We start from the raw sequence: 18,674 nt of genomic DNA, 5'->3' as shown, positions 1-18,674 counted from the left end.
CTATGCAGAATACAAAGTAACCTACACTCGTTTGCTCTTTCTGTTTTTACTTCGCATGTGGCAGAAAAAGGCCCTGACCGCTTCTATGCATGGCCAGATGCTCTCTCCCATCTAAAAGAGGGGGGTTATGTCGGTTTTTTAATATACATTTGTCATTCTTATCCATTTCGATTACAATGAACCTAGCAAATAAAGAATCTCGTTATCACAGGGGGAGCCTCGTTGCTGAGAGGGAACACTTCGTTCCGACCCTTAGAACCTGTTAGTTAATGCTAACGTAGGAATTGTGCAAACGTCGAAATACATATACCTCATTATTTTCTATTCACGTATTTCATCTCTCCCTATGGTACATTATTCTTTTTTGTGCAATTTAGATTTAGGGGGAATAACAAAATGCGTAACACCAATTTACAAGCGATGATTGAATCTGCAATCCTTGCAGCCTTCGCCTTGATCATCGATATCTTACCACTATCAATTAAAATTCCAACAGGCGGTTCCATTTCATTTGCTATGATTCCTATTTTTATTATCGCTTACCGCTGGGGATTCAAAATGGCTTTCTTAGGCGGCTTAATTTGGGGACTATTACAAATCGTAGTCGGCGATGCTTCTATTTTAACGCCTACGCAAGCATTCATTGAATACTTCATTGCATTTGCTTTTATCGGCTTTGCTGGTTTATTCCATCGTCCAATTCAAAAAGCACTCGGAACATATAGCACTAGTAATGAACAATCTGATCTTGGCAGCCGCAAAGACAAACCTTCATCAAAAAGTAACCAAGGGAAAAAAGTACTTGGTTATATGATCCTTGCTACATTCGTTGGTAGCTTTGCACGTTACTTCTGTCACTTTATTGCCGGGATTATCTTCTGGGGACAATATGCACCGAAAGGTCAATCTGCTGTCCTATATTCATTGATCGTGAACGGTAGTACAATGCTTGCTTCTTTCACGCTATGTACAGTACTACTAATCCTTTTATTTACAACTTCACCACACTTATTCAAAAACGCTGGTGCATATTATATGAATTCCACAAATAAGAGCGCCTAAATGGTGCTCTTATTTTTCTAATAACGAATTAGATAAGTAATATCCATACATGCAAAAAGCATCGTAGATTTTCTCTACAATGCTTTTTAAGTGTCTCAGTGTCTAATTGTTACTTTCCTGTGATTTCAGAATAGGAGAGTCCAAAGCGGTAACTAACTGTCTTGTCTCAGTTTTCTTTAAGTGATTTATGACGTTACACTTACGATGTTGAAAGGCCCATGCTTTAATCGGGTTTGTGAAGATGATTCTTTGCTCTTTATTAGGGGTCTCTTCCTCAAATTTACAACTTTCGCTCCATTTACACCACTTCATTGTAAACTGTGAAGAAAAATGATCGTCTTCTCGATCAAACAAGTGCGAAAGGCTCATCTCTTCATCTAGTATCAGGGTGTTACTAGTTAATAAGAAAGCAAAGGTCATCCAACGTCTCTCCATTCCCTCCTACTCCTTTTCACATATAGTGCCTAAAGCTTACTTTACCTAAAATGTATTTGCCTTTTCCCTTACACTTATGAGTTTATCCAAAAAACTACTACTCAACTATCGATTTATCTTACAAATTACCTTACACTTTTGTAAGAAATGAAAAAACCTCTATCTTTTTTGACTTTTCCTTCACTATCCTTTACAGTCGAAATATTCATGAGTTTTACATTGTAGGAGGATTATAATGAAAATCGAAATAAAAGACACTTTAATCTCTGAAGAAGCATTGCAAGCAAAGGTTAAAGAACTAGCACTTCAAATTGAGCGTGATTTTGAAGGAGAAGAACTCGTTGTTATTGCTGTATTGAAAGGTTCTTTCGTATTTGCGGCTGATTTAATTCGTCACATTAAAAATGAAGTAACAATCGATTTTATCTCTGCATCTAGCTATGGTAACCAAACAGAAACAACTGGAAAAGTGAAATTATTAAAAGATATCGATGTAAATATTACAGATAAAAACGTAATTGTTGTAGAAGACATTATCGATTCTGGCTTAACACTTCACTTCTTAAAAGACCACTTCTTTATGCATAAGCCAAAAACACTAAAGTTCTGTACATTACTTGATAAACCAGAACGTCGTAAAGTCGATTTAAAAGCAGAATATGTAGGCTTCCAAATTCCAGATGAGTTTATCGTTGGTTACGGCATTGACTGTGCAGAAAAATATCGTAACTTACCATACATCGCTTCAGTTGTAACAGAAAAATGAAACCATATATAACTTCCATCAAATTTTGATGGAAGTTTATTCATATTATCCTGTTGCTTTGAAATAAAGTTTGATTAAAAGCATCTTATAAACACGTATTTATGCAATTCCATTACGCATATATCCTCCCAGCCTTTTTTCTACAACTAAGAACATAGGCTGGCGGAAAATTAAACCAAACCCTTTTCAATAAAATTTCTGGGAAAAAGGTTTGTATAAATCCTTTTTTTACAAGCGAATATTGGAATGTGATAAACTCACCATTCTCTTGTAATGCCTCCATCACATTATTTAAAATTCGTAACGATACTTCTTGTGGTAATGAAGTAAATGGTAATCCCGATAATACATAATCAACCTTCTCTATTTGTAATGCCTTTATATATTTCTTTATGTTTTCAGCTGATCCATGTATAACCAAAACATTTGGATCGTCCGCGAACTGCTTCTGTAACTTTTTGAAAAAAACTTCATTAATTTCAATTAGAATAAATATTGTATGTTCCTTTTTTCTTTTTATAATTTCTCTTGTGAATACTCCTGTTCCAGGTCCTAATTCTACAATGTACCGTGCTTCCTCAAAATTAATCGCATCAACCATCTTTTTCGCTAATATGTGAGAACTAGGTGCGATAGCCCCAGTTTTTTTCGGATGTTTAATAAATTCAGTTAAAAACGTAATAAGTTGCATCTAACCTCTCTCCGTTCATTCGGTATTGTCTAATACGCCTCCAAATATAACTATTATTTTTTAAGAAATATCATGGGATTTTCTTAATATTTTATGAAGAAATGTAAAAAAGCTTTGTGCATTTACACAAAGCTTTTTCTCTATTTACGAATAAATAAAACAGCTATTGCTCATCACAATAGCTGCTACTTTCATTACTTCGCACTCACGATCTTGTAATAAGAACGAACTGTTAAGAAGTAATATCCAATATAAATCACACTATACACACCGATACTCATGAATAATGGAATTAGGATTTCATATGGCATTAACGTTGATAAACCTTTTAATGCAAATAAACTGTGACAAATCCCTACTACTAATGGAATTGCAAAGATAAAGCTTACTTGTTTTGCAATTGCCTTTTTCATTTCTCGTTTTGTAACTCCGACTTTGCGAAGTACAATGTATCGATCACGGTCTGCATTCGCCTCTGTTAATTGCTTGAAGTAAATGATAGAACCGGTTGCTAGTAAAAAGACTAAACCTAAGAACAAACCGATAAACATCATTAATCCTGTTGCTTCCAGCATACTGTGGAAACCAGTGTAAAAATCATTGAAAGGTAATGCAACTTCTGACTCTCCGATTGGCATCACTTTCTTTAATTTCTCTGTCAGCACTTTACTATTCTTTTCATCTTTCACATCAATATTTTTAACAATACGTGTCTCGGCTACTGCTTTCGCACTGTTATATACTTCATCTGGTACAATGACGAATAATTCACCTAAGTTTGTTATATTACGCCCTTCAGCACCTTGAATCGTTAATGTTTCCGCCCTATTTCCAATTGGAAATACTGCTTTGTTCCCCTTATATACCGTACTAAATTCATAGCCTTCCATATACATGCCATCGTATACAAAAGCTTCATCGGCAGCTAAACTAACCTCATCTATATCCATTTTCTTCGCCAATTTATTAAATGCTGATTGCGATACAAGCTGATATTTCTCAGTAACTAAATAATTCGCATTCATACCCATATCTGCTTTTTCGCCTTCAAACTTACCTTTAACAGGAACCATTTCTATTTCGAATTGGTTCGTTACGGGATTATTTTCCTTCTCTTCATCTAAAATTGCATTTACTTTATTATCAAGTGCTGCATCCTTTTTCTCGTAAGAATAACTGTGCGGCGCATAATCTTTCGTTTGTTTAAATGTATTGTAATACATCGTTACAGATGTACCAACCGCTGTTAATGTTACCGCACTTAATACGGCAATTGTTGCTAATGACTTTGCATTTCCTTTAATACGGTACAACAGCTGCGACGTTGTTATCATATTCATTCCATTATAGAATGACGATTTTTTGTTTCTCGCTCTTTTTAAAACGAATACTGTAAAGAACATAAACAATAAATACGTGCCAAGTACTGTTGCAAGTAAAATATAAAATGCAACCATCATAAAGTCAGCATATTTAGCGGCCTTCATAAATGTTAGTGATAAGAAATAACCAGAACCAATTAAGAAGACTGAAATCAATGCCATAATAAACGAACCTTTTGGCATCGTTTCTCCTTCACGTTCTGCACGGAAAAGTTCGATTAATTTAAAGCGATAAATTAATCGATATCCTTGAAGTGATGTATACAATATAATTACGAAGAAAATGATTGCTGTATCAATAATTGCGGACATTGGTACTTCAAAATGAACATGTAAGTTTAATCCCATCATGCTTATTAACAATTCAAGGAATAACTTCGAAAGTACACTACCAATTGCAATCCCAATTACTAATGATATGAATCCCATTAGCATATTTTCATAAAATAACATTTTCCCAATTTGTCTTTTACGAATTCCTAGTAATGAATATAATCCAACCTCTTTTTTACGCTTACGTGTAAAGAAGCCGTTAGAATATATAATAAATACTGCTACGAAAATAATAAGCATCACACTTGATACTTGGAAGGCTCCACTAATTTTCTTAGAACCTTCCGCTGCTTTTTCCATTTGTGAGTTATACTCTAGCGCCTTAAATGTAAAATAAATAACGATGCTAAAAATCATAGATGTAAAATATAAAAAGTAATCCTTAAAGTTCCGCTGTATGTTGCGGAGGGCAATGCTAGATAACGTCATCCATTGCACCTCCGGAAATTGCGGACATTACGTCGACTACTTGTTGGAAGAATTGTTTGCGAGTTAATTCCCCGCGGTGTAATTCTTTATATAACTCGCCGTCTTTAATGAAGATAACGCGTTTACAATAACTTGCGGCAAATGCATCATGCGTTACCATTAAAATTGTTGAATTATCATATTCATTTAATGACTTCATACTTTCTAATAAATCTGTTGCTGATTTGGAATCGAGTGCTCCTGTTGGCTCGTCTCCAAAAATCATACTTGGATTTGTAACGATTGCACGCGATGCTGCGCAGCGCTGCTTCTGGCCGCCTGACACTTGATATGGAAATTGGCTTAAAATATGATCAATACCGAACTTCTTCGCTATTTCAAGAACACGGCGATCAATTTCACTTGTTTTCACTTTTGATAGTGCAAGTGGCAATGCAATATTCTCTTTCACCGTTAGCGTATCTAATAAGTTATAATCTTGGAAAATGAATCCTAAATGATCACGGCGGAATAATGCCAATTTATCATCATTCATTTTCAAAATGTCTTTTCCATCAATTAAGATTTCACCGCTCGTTGCATTATCAATTGTAGAAAGAACATTTAAAAGTGTTGTTTTACCAGATCCAGAAGGCCCCATAATTCCAACGAACTCACCTTCTCGAACTTGTAAGTTAATACCTTTTAATGCTTCAAATTTATTTCCGCCTGTATCATATACTTTTTTAATATTTTTTGCTTCTAATACTGTTTTCATCTCTATATCCCTCTCTTCATCTATTCTCTATTTTCACTATATCTAACTTCTACTCTTGCCACTATCGATGTTTCTTACACAAACATGACAGTTATGTAAGGCCATTTAGCAGAAGAAACATAAATTTAACTTTATGAAATAACTACTTTGTTACTATAACACTGGGATAAATAGCCAGCTATTCATTCTCCTTACATGAATATTACATTTCTGTAAGGTAAAAAAATCGGTGCTGATGATTCAGCACCGATTTCCTTGCGAAAGAGCAATATGAATGAAAAAAGAAACGAGAAACATAACTATTACAGCATTACATATGGAAAGGATCCTTTTTCATCATCATGACTTTCACTCTATCATTCTTTACTTGGTAATTGTAATCGAAACGTAGTTCCCCTACCTACTTCACTTTCCACATGAATGGTTCCACCGTGTGACTCAGCAATCCATTTTGCTATCGACAAACCGATTCCATTGCTGCCTAAATCCCTTGATCTTGCTTTATCTATCCGATAAAACCGATCAAAAATACGTGGCAATTGCTCTTTTGGGATGCCTATTCCTGTATCCTCTACGATCATTTCTACTATTTTTCCTTTTTGATGAACTTTTAAATAGACAGAGCCGCCTTGTTTGTTGTATTTTACAGCGTTATCTATCAAAATGTATAACAATTGTGTAATTCTTTCTTTATCCCCTATAACAGGACATGACGAAGATGTTACAAGAACAATCGTTATTTCTCTTTGATCGGCCAATAGTTGAAAAGAACGGACTAGCTGTTCTAACACTGTATACAAATCAAAGGAACTCAACCGAATGTCTAATATTCCTGAATCCGAACGAGCAATCGTCAATAAATCCGCTACCAACTTCGTCATTCTTTTCACTTCATCTTTCATATCATGAAAAATTTGCTGTGAAAAAGGGGATAATTGTTCTTTCTCCTCGACCTCAATCACTTCTAATGACGATTGCATAATCGACAGTGGCGTCCGCAATTCATGAGATGCATCACTGACAAATTCTTTCTGACGTTGAAAGGAATGCAAAATTGGAATCATCGCTTTTCCAGCCATGAAGTAACCGAGCCATAAGGATAAGATAAGGAACAAGATGGAAAGACAAGACAATACTAAGAGAAATTGATCCAAGACTTGTTGTTGAGCTGTTACATTCGTTCCTGCAATGATGGTTCCAAAATGCTTACCTTGCTCTTCAACAGAAAGACCAGCAAATAAAATGTCTTTTTTAGTACCAGTTTGATCTACTATCATCTCCTTGCGCACTTCCACATGACGAGGCTTCCACTCTTTCATTTCATCACCTAAAGCAGCTGTTACGTACGGTAAACTGTTATCGGCATCCATGATTTGTCCATCTTTCGAAAGAATATAATAAAATGTTTGCATATCTGTATAAGGGTGTTTGTCTCTTTCATTGTCGTTATCTATATAATTTTGCTGATTTAGTAAATCATTCTTATGTTCTGCCCATTCTTCCTTAACGAGCTGTATCACTGCCTCCCGCTGATATTTAATGATGGAAGATGATACAAGCATATATGCAATGAAAATAAAAGAAAGCAGAAAAATCATCATTAACCCCGTAAATAAAATGGTTAAACGCCGCCTTGTTTTAAAAAACATGATGCTTTACCAGCCTATAGCCTACTCCGCGAATATTATAAATGAGGCGCCCTCCTTCAGGAGTCTCCACCTTTTTTCTCAATAACCGAACGAGTGCATCGAGATTATTGTCTGACACATCAGCCTCAATTCCCCATATTTTATCCAATAATACATCCCGCGGTAATATTTGTTCAGGATTCGACATTAAAATGTTGAGCAGTTGATATTCTTTTGGTGATAATTGAATTTCCTGCTCTTTGCGGCAAACTTTATAATTCACACGGTCTAGTGTGAGTTCACCAACTTTCAATACATTATCTATAAAGGGGAAGTTCCCTCTTCGTTCTAAGGCTCGAACTCTCGCAAATAACTCTTCAAACTGAAATGGCTTCACAATATAATCATCCGCCCCTGCATCTAGTCCTTCTACTCGATCTAATACATCATCTTTTGCTGTTAGCATTAAAATCAGTCCCTGAAAATGATTATTCCGTAGTTGTTTGCATACATCGATTCCGCTGACCTTTGGCATCATCCAATCAAGAAGTACCAAGTCATATAGAGTAGAAGATATATAATCAAGCGCACTAGCCCCATCTGTTACCCACTCGACAGTATGCTTTTCCTTACCCAACATATGAACAATTAAACGACCAAGCTTTTTGTCATCTTCTGCTAATAAAATATACATTATTCCAACATCTTCCTTTTTACTTTTATTTTACACACAAGTAGGTAGAAAAAAGAAAGAGATTTATTATATTCCATTGAATATTCTAATTATGAATAGCGCAACTACCACTACGAAAGTAGCTGAATAAAAAATTACCATCCATAATGCACCTGTATCCGTTCCAATCATGACTCCATGAATGAAAGCGAGTAAATATCCAGGAATAGCAAGATAATGAATCGCTCGCCACCACTTCCTTCCTATTTTTTTCATGACATCTGAGGAGATAAAAAGAAACAACAGTATATACAACGCAATCGTTCCTGCTCCAGATGCGATTGTTTTGTAATTGGACGTAAATGGAATAACAATTTCACTTAGAGTATATGAAACATACTGATCAAACAGCAGCATAAGCGCATGAAAAAGAGCGAAAAGTAAGCTGAACCAGCCAGCTGTTTGATGAATGATTACTAGCATCGGTTGCCGCGTTTTCGTAGCTATTTTTCCTTTATACATTAATCCCGCTACATTTGAGATGAACAATAGCAAATAGGCTGTGATCCCTGTTGACCGTATCCACTCCCACGTCGAATATAAGGTTCCCATTAAAACATCATCTTCTTCGTATACCGTTTAATCGTAGCACTAACTTTCACTTTTCTGTTTTCATCAATAATGACGGCTGCAGCGTGAGGAAAGTGCTCCAGCATCCATGGAATTCCTTCATGAAAGGAAAGAATGCATAATACTTTAGCAATCACTTCTGATTCAGCTGTACTTTTTGCAAAGACTGTTGCCTGTATAACATCACTTTCGGCCTGTAAACCGGTCTGTCCATCTAGTAAATGATGGCGAACGAAAGAACCTTGCTTCCATGATCGATGTTTTTTATTAGAAGTAGCCATGCACCCTTGCAAAAAATAAAATTGAGCAATATCTCTCTCTTCTTTTTCCGGATCTGCAATCCCTATGACTTTCTCCTGATTCCCCCAAACGGTAAGATCGCCTCCTGCATTGAGAATTCCGTTTACAACCCCTTCCTGCCTCATCAATCTTGCACCTCTATCAACCACCCAGCCCTTTCCAATCCCTCCTAAGTCAATTTTTTTTGAAGTTTGTTTCACGATTGCACTTGCATGATGGTCAAACTGAAAGGAATTGCAATCTCCCTTTCCTATGTCATTGTCTATAGTGCTCCCAACATCTGTTATTTGATCAAAAGATCGGTCATATCCCATTCGTTCCATTCTTCTCGCCATTAAGGGATTGAAATAATAATCCGTCATTTCAGCATAACGAATGGCTTCTTTCAGAACATCAAAAAGAATAGGGCTCACTTTAATTTTTGCACCGATCGGAGCACGATTGACCATTGCTAACTCATTGAAATTGAGAAAACGCGAACAAATAGATTCAAATGCAAAAAAGCATTCTTTTAATTTTCTGCTCCAACTGCTATTCCAAGGGGCATCTCCCTTAACCTGTACTTCGGTGTTCATAGCTCGAAAGGAAAATGAATATTCACCATCCATCGTTAAGACCTCCTTGTACGAGTTTCCGCCTGCTGTTTCCTAGTATTTTTACCTTTTGGAGTCAATGTGGCCGCTGTATTAGAGGTATCTATTTCCCAATTCCCTTCTTCCCAATCCAAAGTAGAAATCCATTGTTCTCTCTCGGTCTTTTCTGTTTCTTTTAATTCCTTAATATTGGATATGGAATAGTTGTCTCTTCTCGTATTTACTGAAGGATCTTCCTTTTGATTAGTCGAATTTTCCTCTTGTACAACATTTAAGAAAACCGCAAGAGAACTGATACTACCAATCCCTACTACCCATTTCAACCATTTTTGTTTAGCCATTTTGATTCACCCTTGCCTTCAGCAAAATCGTCTGATTTTCATTCCATGTTATATCCCACCCTAATGCATTCGCTATAACACTAACCGGCACGTATATTTTGCTATTGTATGTAATAGCAGCCGTTGGCATCGGTGTTTTATACATATCTTCATACACAGCCCGTGAGCCTTCTTTAAAAATCAAATGCTTTTTCTGCTGAATAACCTCAACTGTAGAGATTCGGCGGTATTCATAAACCTCGGCTCCTAAATAAACAGCTACTTCTTGTACGGGGACAAGTATTTGTCCCTGATAGGGCAACACCTCTAACAAACATTCTTTTTCATTCTCTTTTTGCATCCTTATTTGTTGCTGAGTCGTTATAGGACTTTGTTCGTAAGCAATACTAAGAGCAGATAATTTTGACCATGTATGCCAAACTTCTTTATGTGTATTTACTGTTTGTTTTTCATAGCCTTCCTCCGATTCATGACCTTCCTTTTTCTTGTGTTTCTCATGTTTCTCGTGTTTTTCATGGTCCTTATCGTCATCCGCATAGCTTCCTTGTTGAGGTATGAATATAAAAACAAAGAGCAACAAAAACGTTAGTAATTTATTGTTCCTTTTCATATTTCTCTCTCCTCTACCTTATCGATAACTTGAATATAAAGAATGAAACTGAAAATAAAATGAAAACTTTAAAATCGTGTTAATTGTTTAAAAGGATAAAGTCCTTCAATTCTTTAAAAAATGAAAAGCCGTTCTTCCAAATGGAAAAACGGCTTTTCGTTTCTTTTATAAATTTGAATTTGGAGACAGCTTTTTACACTAACATTTCACTTTATACTTCTTTTAGATTCATTGTTATACAATACTGCAGTCATAATCGAAATCATTACAACAACTACAAAAGTAAACACCCTATAGTTTGATATCACAGCAGTACCTACTAGCAAGGCAGGAATGCCCGCTATAATCATACCTCCAAGCATGCCAAGAGCAGATCCCACACTTTGTTTCACCACTTGTGTTTCGGAAACCCAGTCGTAATAAGCGAATCGATTATTAATAAAAATACCCCATACTGCTGAAAAAAATGAATATGTGATGGGAGTTATTATGATTAAAATGGAAGTCCAAATATCCGGCTTTAAACCTATTATCATCAGTATAGCGCTAATAATCGATGCCGGAATGCTTAATGAAAGATTCATTAGAATTTTACTATCATAAATCATTTTAGGGGTAAGGGGTAAGGACTTAATAATCCATACGTTTTTCCCCTCTAACGATAATGACACACAAGTTGTACATGTCATGGAAATCATCGCTGAAATAGCAAACGGTGCAATTTTTTGGAGAATTGTTTCAACCCCTGGATATCCGATTAATTGGCTTGGTCCTACTACAACTACTGCAAGTGAGAAAATGACTGCTATGACAACTCCCATACCAATATTTATCACATATACTGTAGAAGAAAAGAAACGCTTTAATTCTTTTTTATATAATGCAATCAATACTGTTTCTTTCTTCATACGATTGATCTTGTAATCCGAACGCATATGATACGTAGAAATGCCTGTGTTGATTTGCTTATATTTAAGAGCGAGGATTTTCACAAAAAGATAATACCAAATAACAGATATGCCAACAAAAAGGATGAAAGCCCCTATATTCGCATCGACAATTGCTTTTTGAAAAATGGTAGCTAATGGATACACTTTAGTTAATCCCTCTGAAACAGTTGCCCCAATTCCTTCTAAATCAGTAAAGCTATATTTCGTATTTCCTTGCTTGAACATAAAGTAGCCAAAAATAATGATTACTATAAAGCTTAAAATGGTAGTGATTCTATTTGCATATCTAAATTTAGAGGCTATCGCTGTAATACATGCTCCAAAAACTGCCGCAATTGTTGTTGGAATTAAAGATACTGTAAACAGAGTGATAATCCACATTAAATAGAAAGACGCTGATGGCTTCTCATATATACAATAAACAACACCCATCGGCAGCATGATGATCATTGAAAAGACCGTATTTAATACGTACAAATACAAAAATCTACTAGCAATAATCGTATCTACACGAATCGGTAAAGACATGACAAAATCATAATCCTTAAAAGCGAAAATCTCGCCATTCGCCTTAAACATCGTGAAAACTAAAACTAATACACTGCTAATCACAAATGCATAAACCGGAATGACTTCACCTATCCCCAGTTTGATCAATCCATATGCCGCGCTTCCACAATACAGTATCAAAAGGGCAGCAACTAATGCAATTGAGACTGAAATTAAAATTTTGTTCTGCTTCTTTTTCTTATCTTTTTCATATTTAAAAGTATTGAGGCCAAGCTGCGTTATTAGACGAATTTTTAAAAGAGCTAGCGTATTACTTCTCATCGGCAAGCACCTTCATAAAGAGCTCTTCTAATGAGTTTTCCTTTATTAAAGACTTTACTTCCCCTGAGATTGCTAGTTTCCCTTTATGAATCATCGCTATCTTATTACATAACTTTTCTGCTACATCTAATACATGAGTAGAAAAGAAAATCGCACTGCCTGATTCGCAAAGTTCCCTCATAATCCCCTTAAGTACAATAGCCGCCTTTGGATCAAGTCCAACAAAAGGCTCATCTAAAACTAATAATTTCGGATGATGTAAAACTGCTGATATAATCGCCACTTTTTGTTTCATACCGTGTGAGTAGGAAGATATTAAATCTCCCAAATATGGTGTAATCTCAAAAGCATCCCCATATTTTTGTATCCGTTCCTCTCTGTCTTTTGCAGACACTCCAAAAACATCAGCAACAAAGTTCAAATATTGAATTCCTGTTAATTGCTCATATAAATCTGGATTATCAGGAATATATGCCATTACTTTCTTACACGTAATCGGGTCTTTTTTTACTGAATGCCCATCAATAAAAATTTCGCCCTCTTCGAAATCTATAACACCTACTAATGATTTAATTGTCGTACTTTTCCCCGCACCGTTATGTCCGATAAATCCAAAAATATCTCCTGCTTGAACAGTCAGATTCAAATCATCTACCGCTTTTTTGCCACCTTTGTATGTCTTGCTAAAATTTATGATTTCTAACATATTCTCTCCCCCAAACGATTTAAACTCGTATCGTGTCGAATCAACTGAATGTATTTTAGTTGCATAATCAATCGTTCACATTGAAGCATTACTTAGAAATGAATAGACATATCGGAATAATGATTAACGATAATGCAGGAATTGACCATTTTTTTAATACTTGCTCTGCTTTCGGTATATTTTTTTGAGAATAATTGATTGTAAAATGAACGATCACATTAGTAACAAACATAAGCAGTGGCATTCCAAAAACTACTATATTTTTACTTACATAATGATCAGCAGCACCTGTAGCACTCCAATGAATAGGCATTTGTTCTGGCAAATCACTATATAAAGCAATTGATAATATCATTGGCACTAAACAAACTAACGAGCTTATGATACACGTTACATCCATTTTCTTTTTCATCATCTTTTCTCCATTCCATCATTATTTTTGATACTTAATAAAAAAATATTAGGATTACATCACTATTAATCGGAACATTCAGACTTTCGTTATTAAATTTCACTCAGTGAGGTTTTTTCTTTTCCTCACTGAGCATTCTTATTAAAATATATAACTAATAACTAACTGTCCAGAATACAAATACTCGCTTATATCCCCATTTCTTTTTTATAAACAAAATAAGAATACAGCATCGTTAATGCTACTGCCCCTATAATAATTCCAAGCATCAAAAATGATTTCAAAGCTGCTGGTGCAAAAATACTTATAATCATCATAAGCCCTACTATTACAAATACTTTTCCGCTAAAGCGATGTGTTTTCCGCCATACTTCTTCATTACTTAATGTCCAAGCATTCCGAATCCCAATGAAGAAATTTGGTTTACATTGTGGTAAATAGTTGCCGATTACTAAAAATAAAATACCTACAATTATATTTGGTGCACTATTCATTGGAATTTTGTAGCCTAATGCCGTTGCAAGTACAAGGATATTCACCAAAAATAAAACAAATAATATACTGTAACTTATCATTGTAAAACTCTTAGAAAATTTATCATAATTCGTTTTCCTTGGATCCACCTTTGGAATAACGATTAGTAATCCATAACTAACAATCATAATACCTAATGTTAAAAGCATTGCATTAAACTTTGTAGCAAATCCATTTGCTTCTTCACCGCTCCAATGAATTGCCATTGTCTCTGGTAGGTGTGGCCAGGAAACCGCCCATGCTACACATGTTATAAGAATTAGTATGATTGCAAAAAGATGTTTTTTCATTTCCCCTCTCCCCCTTTATTCGTAAACGTAAACACCCAAGTTAATAAATCTTGAAAAACAGTGGTGTTTAAGGAATATACAACAAATTGCCCTCTTTTTTCATCTTGAATGAGCTCAGCGTTTTTGAGCGCATTTAAATGATGAGAAATACTCGGCTTTGTCATATTGAACTGTTCGGCAATTTCACCAGCCGTTAAATCGCCCTCTTTTAATAAGTCTAAAATCTTTCGCCTTGTTGGGTCTGCTAATGCTTTAAATGCTTGATTCAATGTCTTTCTTCCTTTCACCAATTAGACATTTAGATATTTATCTAAATGTTAAAATAAAAACTACAAATTGTCAATTATATACACAGCCCTTTTTACTTTTTCACTTTTGACCTATACTGTTTACTAGCGCTCGCTGCAACATAATGAAAAGACAGAAAACACATGGTACACTATAACTACAATTGTTTTTAGGAGGAATACATATGTATAAAATTTTAATCGTTGAAGACGATCCAAATATCTCATCTTTACTACAATCTCATATTCAAAAATACGGTTACGATGCAGTTGTTGCCGAAAACTTTGATGATATTATGGAATCGTTTAACACTGTGAAACCACATCTTGTATTGCTTGATGTCAATTTACCGAAATTCGATGGTTTCTACTGGTGCCGTCAAATTCGTCATGAATCTACTTGTCCAATTATTTTCATTTCAGCACGTGCAGGTGAAATGGAACAAATTATGGCGATTGAGAGCGGTGCGGATGATTATATTACAAAACCATTCCATTATGATGTTGTCATGGCGAAAATTAAAGGTCAATTACGCCGCATTTACGGTGATTATGCACCAAATATTTCAGAGCGTATTGTTGAAGTGGAAGGTTTAAAATTATTCCCTGAACGACCAGAAATCCATTTTGGCACTGAGCAAGTTCTTCTAACAAAGAAAGAAGCAATCTTAGCTGAAATGCTTTTATCTAAATTTCCACGTACAGCGAGCCGTGAAGATTTATTAGCTGCACTTTGGGATGACGAAAGCTTCGTTGAAGAAAATACACTAAACGTAAACATTACACGCCTTCGTAAGAAATTCAATGAGCTTGGTATTGAAAATGCAGTTGAGACTGTACGCGGATTAGGGTATCGTTTAAACGCAACTTGGAGTGAATAAGCATGAAGTTATTTTTACGTGATCATTTTGCGTTTTTTCTATTGTATGCATTAAACTTCGGTATCATTTTTATTCTATATGATGCGGTAGATGGATTCCAAAACAATAAGTTCTACTTTATTGTATTAAGTTTATATTTATTTATTTGCTTCCTCGCTTATCGTTATGTTCGTAATCGTAGAATGTATCACAGATTAAGTGAGCCGCCAGAGAAAATGGAAGATGCATTTATTGAAAGAGCAACTGCCCCTATGCCGCACGGTGTAAATGAGCTTGTTCGCACGCAATATCGTCTATTCCAAAAAGAACTGCAATCATATGAAGTAAAACAACAAGAACACCAATTGTTTATTAACCACTGGGTACATCAAATGAAGACGCCAGTTTCTATTATGCAGCTGATGGTATTAGAGATGGAAGATGAGCATCTCATTCCGAAGTTTAAGAAAGAACTAGAAAGATTAAATCAAGGGCTTGATATGGCGTTATATATGGCAAGGTTAAATAACTTCCATGAAGACTTCCATGTAGAAACCATTTCACTAAAAGATACTGTAACGAAAAATATTAATGGCTTAAAAGAACTCTTTATTCGTAATGGCGTCTTCCCCGTTTTAGAAGTTCATTCCGACCTTATGGTTGCTTCTGATGCGAAGTGGCTTAAATTCATCATTTATCAATTAATGACGAATGCCGTTCGTTATTCTGGTGAGCGCGGAAAGAAAGTCTTCTTATCTGCTTATCGTAACGGCAGAGATATTATTCTAGAAGTTCGTGATGAAGGTGTCGGTATCCCGCAGGAAGATATTCGAAGAGTATTTGAACCATTTTATACAGGGAAAAATGGCCGTGCATTTGGAGAATCTACTGGTATGGGACTTTATATTGTGAGTAAAATTTGCTCTTATTTAGGCCATTCCGTAAAGCTAGACTCTGAAGTAGGCAAAGGAACTAGCATTAAAATCATCTTCCATAACGCTGCAAACAACGAAGCGGATAACCAAGAAAAGGTGATAAATGAATGAAAATAGCATATTTCAGCAAAATGTATGAGAGCTCATTCTCATACATTTTTTACAACATGACTACATCTTTCTCTTCTAGTTGGAGGTATACAGCATGACTTTTTGGCAGTTTGCATTTAAAAACGTAACGCGAAATTCCCGTGCTTATTTTGCCTACTTTTTAAGCAGTGCGTTTTCCATTGCGATTTTCTTTTCATTTGCAGTGTATTTATTTCATCCTCGTCTAAAAACTTTTAGTACAGTTGAGGGAATTACAGGGCTAATGATATTTTCAGAAGTAGTCATTGTGTGCTTTTCCTTTTTCTTTCTGTTTTATTCCATCGGCACTTTCTTAAAAGTTCGTAAAAAACAATTTGGAATTTTAACCGTTTTAGGAATATCAAGAAAGCAATTGAAACGTCTTGTTTTTATGGAAAATATGTTGATTGGGATATTATCCATCTTTGTTGGCATTCAACTTGGACTCGTATTCTCACAATTTTTCTTATTAGTAACAGGAAAAATCACACACGTTCCAGGATTGTATTTATATTGGCCTTCAGGGGCCATTATTTTAACAGCAACAATCTTTCTTGGACTCTTTATCATTGTTTCTGCTTTTACTCCTATGCTCATTCGTACACGAAAAGCAGTACGCCTTTTAAAAGAAGGAAAAATAAAGCAAAAAGAACGCAAACCATCTATACTTATTTCTTTATTTGGTGCTCTATGTTTACTATCGGGATATATGCTAGCTGGAAATCCAATGTTCTTTCTATCGTTAGGTCCAGACATAGCATCAATTTACATGTTTTCTAGTATTTTCGTCATTCCGTCACTTGTAGCAATTGGAACATATTTTTTCTTTTCACAAATTTGCTTCCTGCTCATTCGGATTTTGAAAACAAGACGAAAATTTTACATGAAGCGAATTAATATGTTGTGGATTTCAGATTTGGCAAGCCGTATTCGAACAAATATTAATATGCTTTTTATTGTAGCTATGCTATCTACTCTCGCTTTTACAATGATTACATTCATATACGGATTTGGGAAGTTTATAAAATTGGATGTAGCAAAAAATAATCCATTCCCGTTTACCTATCTTTCATACGATGCGGATCCCATGGCCACTCAACATATAGACTGGTTAGAACAGCAACTAAGCAAAGAAGGTTTTACATATAAAACGGTTAAAACCGATTTATATGCAGTATCATTGAAAGTAGATGACATGACTGCCGATGAAAGAGAAGCGTATGTATTAAAGCAAAGTGACTATAACAAGCTTGCTACTGCTTTAAATCTCAAACACCTTTCTGTAAAGGGGAATGAAACATACATACTCCCTGGATATGGATATATAAACCTACTGGGTCCTATAGAGGAACAGTTCGAACAAAAAAACGTTACACTTTCTCAGAATTCCTTTCCCTTACATGTAAAGGGATATGAAAATTTTAGCGTCATCCCAACTGGAATGACGTATCAATTACTTATTTTATCTGATGATACCGTACGCTCCTTATCGAATAACATGAAACATATGACGCTTTATAATTTTCAAGTAAAAGACTGGGAAAAGACACATGAAATCGCTGCAGAGTATCTTGATAAATTAGAAAAAGAGCGAAAAAGCATCCCATCTGAAGAACCTTTATATAGGATGTGGGAAGCGAGTGATACGCTATACCAAATTAAATTAGGTGCCGCTTCATTCTTCTTTATTGGTACTTTCCTTGGTGTCATTTTCTTCATTGGTGCCGGGAGTGTTCTTTACTTTCGTATGTATACGGACTTAACAAATGAACAAGAAAAATATATTACAATTACAAAAATTGGGTTAACAGAATCTGAAATGAAGCGATCCGCTACCATTCAGCTCGCGATCTTATTCTTCGTTCCGTACATTATGGCTTCCATTCATACGATGTTTGCCACAAAAATGCTGCAAGAAGTCATAAATATATCATTATTTGCTGAAGTTACAGTTGTCCTTACGATTTTCGGAACGGTTGAAATTATCTTTTTCTTGTTAATTCGTTCCTTATATATGCAAAAGCTATCTCGGCATATTAGTCTTTAAAAAAATATATACATCAATTAAAAAAACGACATAAAACCCCTCTTTTTAAGTGGGAGAGAGCAT

20 protein-coding genes and 1 riboswitch are annotated in these 18,674 nt (G+C 35.3%); of the genes, 5 read left to right on the top strand and 15 right to left on the bottom strand.

Annotation, left to right across the window (positions count from 1 at the left end):
- Positions 1–200 precede the first annotated feature (200 nt).
- A riboswitch (TPP riboswitch) is annotated at positions 201–302 on the top strand.
- Positions 303–396: 94 nt separating this feature from the next.
- Positions 397–1,062, top strand: coding sequence for an energy-coupled thiamine transporter ThiT (gene thiT / locus V7183_RS14380; RefSeq protein ID WP_335359952.1), 666 nt, complete (start codon positions 397–399; stop codon positions 1,060–1,062).
- 102 nt (positions 1,063–1,164) lie between these two features.
- On the opposite strand, the gene V7183_RS14375 is transcribed toward thiT, so the two are convergent.
- Positions 1,165–1,497 carry a hypothetical protein gene (locus V7183_RS14375; protein ID WP_097899015.1) on the bottom strand — a complete coding sequence of 111 codons (333 nt, stop codon included), beginning with the start codon at positions 1,495–1,497 and terminating at the stop codon, positions 1,165–1,167.
- Positions 1,498–1,732: 235 nt separating this feature from the next.
- Here V7183_RS14375 and hpt point away from each other — a divergent pair, with 235 nt between their 5' ends.
- Entirely contained in the window at positions 1,733–2,263 is a 531-nt protein-coding gene (hpt, locus tag V7183_RS14370; RefSeq protein ID WP_097899014.1) for a hypoxanthine phosphoribosyltransferase, read from the top strand.
- Positions 2,264–2,375: 112 nt separating this feature from the next.
- On the opposite strand, the gene V7183_RS14365 is transcribed toward hpt, so the two are convergent.
- From V7183_RS14365 to V7183_RS14300, 14 genes are all read right to left on the bottom strand, one after another.
- A complete protein-coding gene (locus tag V7183_RS14365) occupies positions 2,376–2,954 on the bottom strand; it encodes a class I SAM-dependent methyltransferase (protein ID WP_097899013.1) in 579 nt (192 codons plus the stop codon).
- A gap of 194 nt (positions 2,955–3,148) precedes the next feature.
- Positions 3,149–5,098, bottom strand: coding sequence for an ABC transporter permease (locus V7183_RS14360; RefSeq protein WP_335359951.1), 1,950 nt, complete (start codon positions 5,096–5,098; stop codon positions 3,149–3,151).
- Positions 5,085–5,855 carry an ABC transporter ATP-binding protein gene (locus V7183_RS14355; RefSeq protein ID WP_097899011.1) on the bottom strand — a complete coding sequence of 257 codons (771 nt, stop codon included), beginning with the start codon at positions 5,853–5,855 and terminating at the stop codon, positions 5,085–5,087. Before V7183_RS14355 ends, V7183_RS14360 begins: the two co-directional genes overlap by 14 nt.
- 356 nt (positions 5,856–6,211) lie before the next feature.
- The gene (locus tag V7183_RS14350) at positions 6,212–7,504 is read right to left on the bottom strand and encodes a sensor histidine kinase (RefSeq protein WP_335359950.1); all 1,293 of its coding nucleotides are present in this window, start codon (positions 7,502–7,504) and stop codon (positions 6,212–6,214) included.
- Positions 7,494–8,177: a response regulator transcription factor gene (locus V7183_RS14345; RefSeq protein WP_335359949.1), complete on the bottom strand. Its 684-nt coding sequence runs from the start codon at positions 8,175–8,177 to the stop codon at positions 7,494–7,496. The genes V7183_RS14350 and V7183_RS14345 overlap by 11 nt, the downstream gene beginning before the upstream one ends.
- Positions 8,178–8,243: 66 nt before the next feature.
- Positions 8,244–8,768: a ferric reductase-like transmembrane domain-containing protein gene (locus tag V7183_RS14340; RefSeq protein WP_335359948.1), complete on the bottom strand. Its 525-nt coding sequence runs from the start codon at positions 8,766–8,768 to the stop codon at positions 8,244–8,246.
- Positions 8,768–9,694 (bottom strand): FAD:protein FMN transferase, encoded by a 927-nt coding sequence (locus V7183_RS14335; RefSeq protein ID WP_335359947.1) that lies wholly within the window; start codon positions 9,692–9,694, stop codon positions 8,768–8,770. The genes V7183_RS14340 and V7183_RS14335 overlap by 1 nt, the downstream gene beginning before the upstream one ends.
- A 2-nt stretch (positions 9,695–9,696) precedes the next feature.
- Entirely contained in the window at positions 9,697–10,020 is a 324-nt protein-coding gene (locus V7183_RS14330; RefSeq protein WP_097899006.1) for a hypothetical protein, read from the bottom strand.
- A complete protein-coding gene (locus V7183_RS14325; RefSeq protein WP_335359946.1) occupies positions 10,013–10,630 on the bottom strand; it encodes a copper amine oxidase N-terminal domain-containing protein in 618 nt (205 codons plus the stop codon). The genes V7183_RS14330 and V7183_RS14325 overlap by 8 nt, the downstream gene beginning before the upstream one ends.
- Before the next feature lie 206 nt (positions 10,631–10,836).
- Positions 10,837–12,411, bottom strand: a complete 1,575-nt coding sequence (locus tag V7183_RS14320) for a permease (protein WP_335359945.1) — start codon at positions 12,409–12,411, stop codon at positions 10,837–10,839.
- Positions 12,401–13,117, bottom strand: a complete 717-nt coding sequence (locus V7183_RS14315) for an ABC transporter ATP-binding protein (RefSeq protein WP_097899003.1) — start codon at positions 13,115–13,117, stop codon at positions 12,401–12,403. The genes V7183_RS14320 and V7183_RS14315 overlap by 11 nt, the downstream gene beginning before the upstream one ends.
- Positions 13,118–13,205: 88 nt before the next feature.
- Positions 13,206–13,529: a DUF1648 domain-containing protein gene (locus V7183_RS14310; RefSeq protein ID WP_335359944.1), complete on the bottom strand. Its 324-nt coding sequence runs from the start codon at positions 13,527–13,529 to the stop codon at positions 13,206–13,208.
- A 188-nt stretch (positions 13,530–13,717) separates the two neighbouring features.
- On the bottom strand, positions 13,718–14,353 hold the full coding sequence (locus tag V7183_RS14305; RefSeq protein WP_097899001.1) for an SdpI family protein: 636 nt from the start codon (positions 14,351–14,353) through the stop codon (positions 13,718–13,720).
- Positions 14,350–14,622, bottom strand: coding sequence for an autorepressor SdpR family transcription factor (locus V7183_RS14300; RefSeq protein ID WP_097836188.1), 273 nt, complete (start codon positions 14,620–14,622; stop codon positions 14,350–14,352). The genes V7183_RS14305 and V7183_RS14300 overlap by 4 nt, the downstream gene beginning before the upstream one ends.
- Positions 14,623–14,825: 203 nt before the next feature.
- Between V7183_RS14300 and V7183_RS14295 the strand changes: the two genes are divergently transcribed.
- The 3 genes from V7183_RS14295 to V7183_RS14285 all read left to right on the top strand — a co-directional run bounded on the left by V7183_RS14295 (position 14,826) and on the right by V7183_RS14285 (position 18,611).
- On the top strand, positions 14,826–15,521 hold the full coding sequence (locus tag V7183_RS14295) for a response regulator transcription factor (protein WP_097899000.1): 696 nt from the start codon (positions 14,826–14,828) through the stop codon (positions 15,519–15,521).
- 2 nt (positions 15,522–15,523) lie between these two features.
- On the top strand, positions 15,524–16,546 hold the full coding sequence (locus V7183_RS14290) for a sensor histidine kinase (protein WP_335359943.1): 1,023 nt from the start codon (positions 15,524–15,526) through the stop codon (positions 16,544–16,546).
- A 94-nt stretch (positions 16,547–16,640) separates the two neighbouring features.
- Complete coding sequence (locus V7183_RS14285) at positions 16,641–18,611, top strand: ABC transporter permease (RefSeq protein ID WP_335359942.1); 1,971 nt, start codon at positions 16,641–16,643, stop codon at positions 18,609–18,611.
- Positions 18,612–18,674: the final 63 nt, after the last annotated feature.

The sequence above is a fragment of the Bacillus sp. JJ1127 genome (genome assembly GCF_036965845.1).
In the GTDB taxonomy this organism is placed as follows: Bacteria; Bacillota; Bacilli; order Bacillales; family Bacillaceae_G; genus Bacillus_A.
The sequence above is the reverse complement of the archived record's forward strand: the minus strand, read 5'-3'. Positions and strand labels throughout refer to the sequence as shown.

Coding starts and splice junctions, on each gene's coding strand:
- V7183_RS14325 (WP_335359946.1), bottom strand. CDS start 10,630: ATGAAAAGGAACAATAAATTACTAACGTTTTTGTTGCTCTTTGTTTTT.
- V7183_RS14360 (WP_335359951.1), bottom strand. CDS start 5,098: ATGACGTTATCTAGCATTGCCCTCCGCAACATACAGCGGAACTTTAAG.
- hpt (WP_097899014.1), top strand. CDS start 1,733: ATGAAAATCGAAATAAAAGACACTTTAATCTCTGAAGAAGCATTGCAA.
- thiT (WP_335359952.1), top strand. CDS start 397: ATGCGTAACACCAATTTACAAGCGATGATTGAATCTGCAATCCTTGCA.
- V7183_RS14355 (WP_097899011.1), bottom strand. CDS start 5,855: ATGAAAACAGTATTAGAAGCAAAAAATATTAAAAAAGTATATGATACA.
- V7183_RS14295 (WP_097899000.1), top strand. CDS start 14,826: ATGTATAAAATTTTAATCGTTGAAGACGATCCAAATATCTCATCTTTA.
- V7183_RS14305 (WP_097899001.1), bottom strand. CDS start 14,353: ATGAAAAAACATCTTTTTGCAATCATACTAATTCTTATAACATGTGTA.
- V7183_RS14320 (WP_335359945.1), bottom strand. CDS start 12,411: ATGAGAAGTAATACGCTAGCTCTTTTAAAAATTCGTCTAATAACGCAG.
- V7183_RS14345 (WP_335359949.1), bottom strand. CDS start 8,177: ATGTATATTTTATTAGCAGAAGATGACAAAAAGCTTGGTCGTTTAATT.
- V7183_RS14315 (WP_097899003.1), bottom strand. CDS start 13,117: ATGTTAGAAATCATAAATTTTAGCAAGACATACAAAGGTGGCAAAAAA.
- V7183_RS14335 (WP_335359947.1), bottom strand. CDS start 9,694: ATGGATGGTGAATATTCATTTTCCTTTCGAGCTATGAACACCGAAGTA.
- V7183_RS14330 (WP_097899006.1), bottom strand. CDS start 10,020: ATGGCTAAACAAAAATGGTTGAAATGGGTAGTAGGGATTGGTAGTATC.
- V7183_RS14310 (WP_335359944.1), bottom strand. CDS start 13,529: ATGAAAAAGAAAATGGATGTAACGTGTATCATAAGCTCGTTAGTTTGT.
- V7183_RS14350 (WP_335359950.1), bottom strand. CDS start 7,504: ATGTTTTTTAAAACAAGGCGGCGTTTAACCATTTTATTTACGGGGTTA.
- V7183_RS14375 (WP_097899015.1), bottom strand. CDS start 1,497: ATGGAGAGACGTTGGATGACCTTTGCTTTCTTATTAACTAGTAACACC.
- V7183_RS14290 (WP_335359943.1), top strand. CDS start 15,524: ATGAAGTTATTTTTACGTGATCATTTTGCGTTTTTTCTATTGTATGCA.
- V7183_RS14285 (WP_335359942.1), top strand. CDS start 16,641: ATGACTTTTTGGCAGTTTGCATTTAAAAACGTAACGCGAAATTCCCGT.
- V7183_RS14365 (WP_097899013.1), bottom strand. CDS start 2,954: ATGCAACTTATTACGTTTTTAACTGAATTTATTAAACATCCGAAAAAA.
- V7183_RS14340 (WP_335359948.1), bottom strand. CDS start 8,768: ATGGGAACCTTATATTCGACGTGGGAGTGGATACGGTCAACAGGGATC.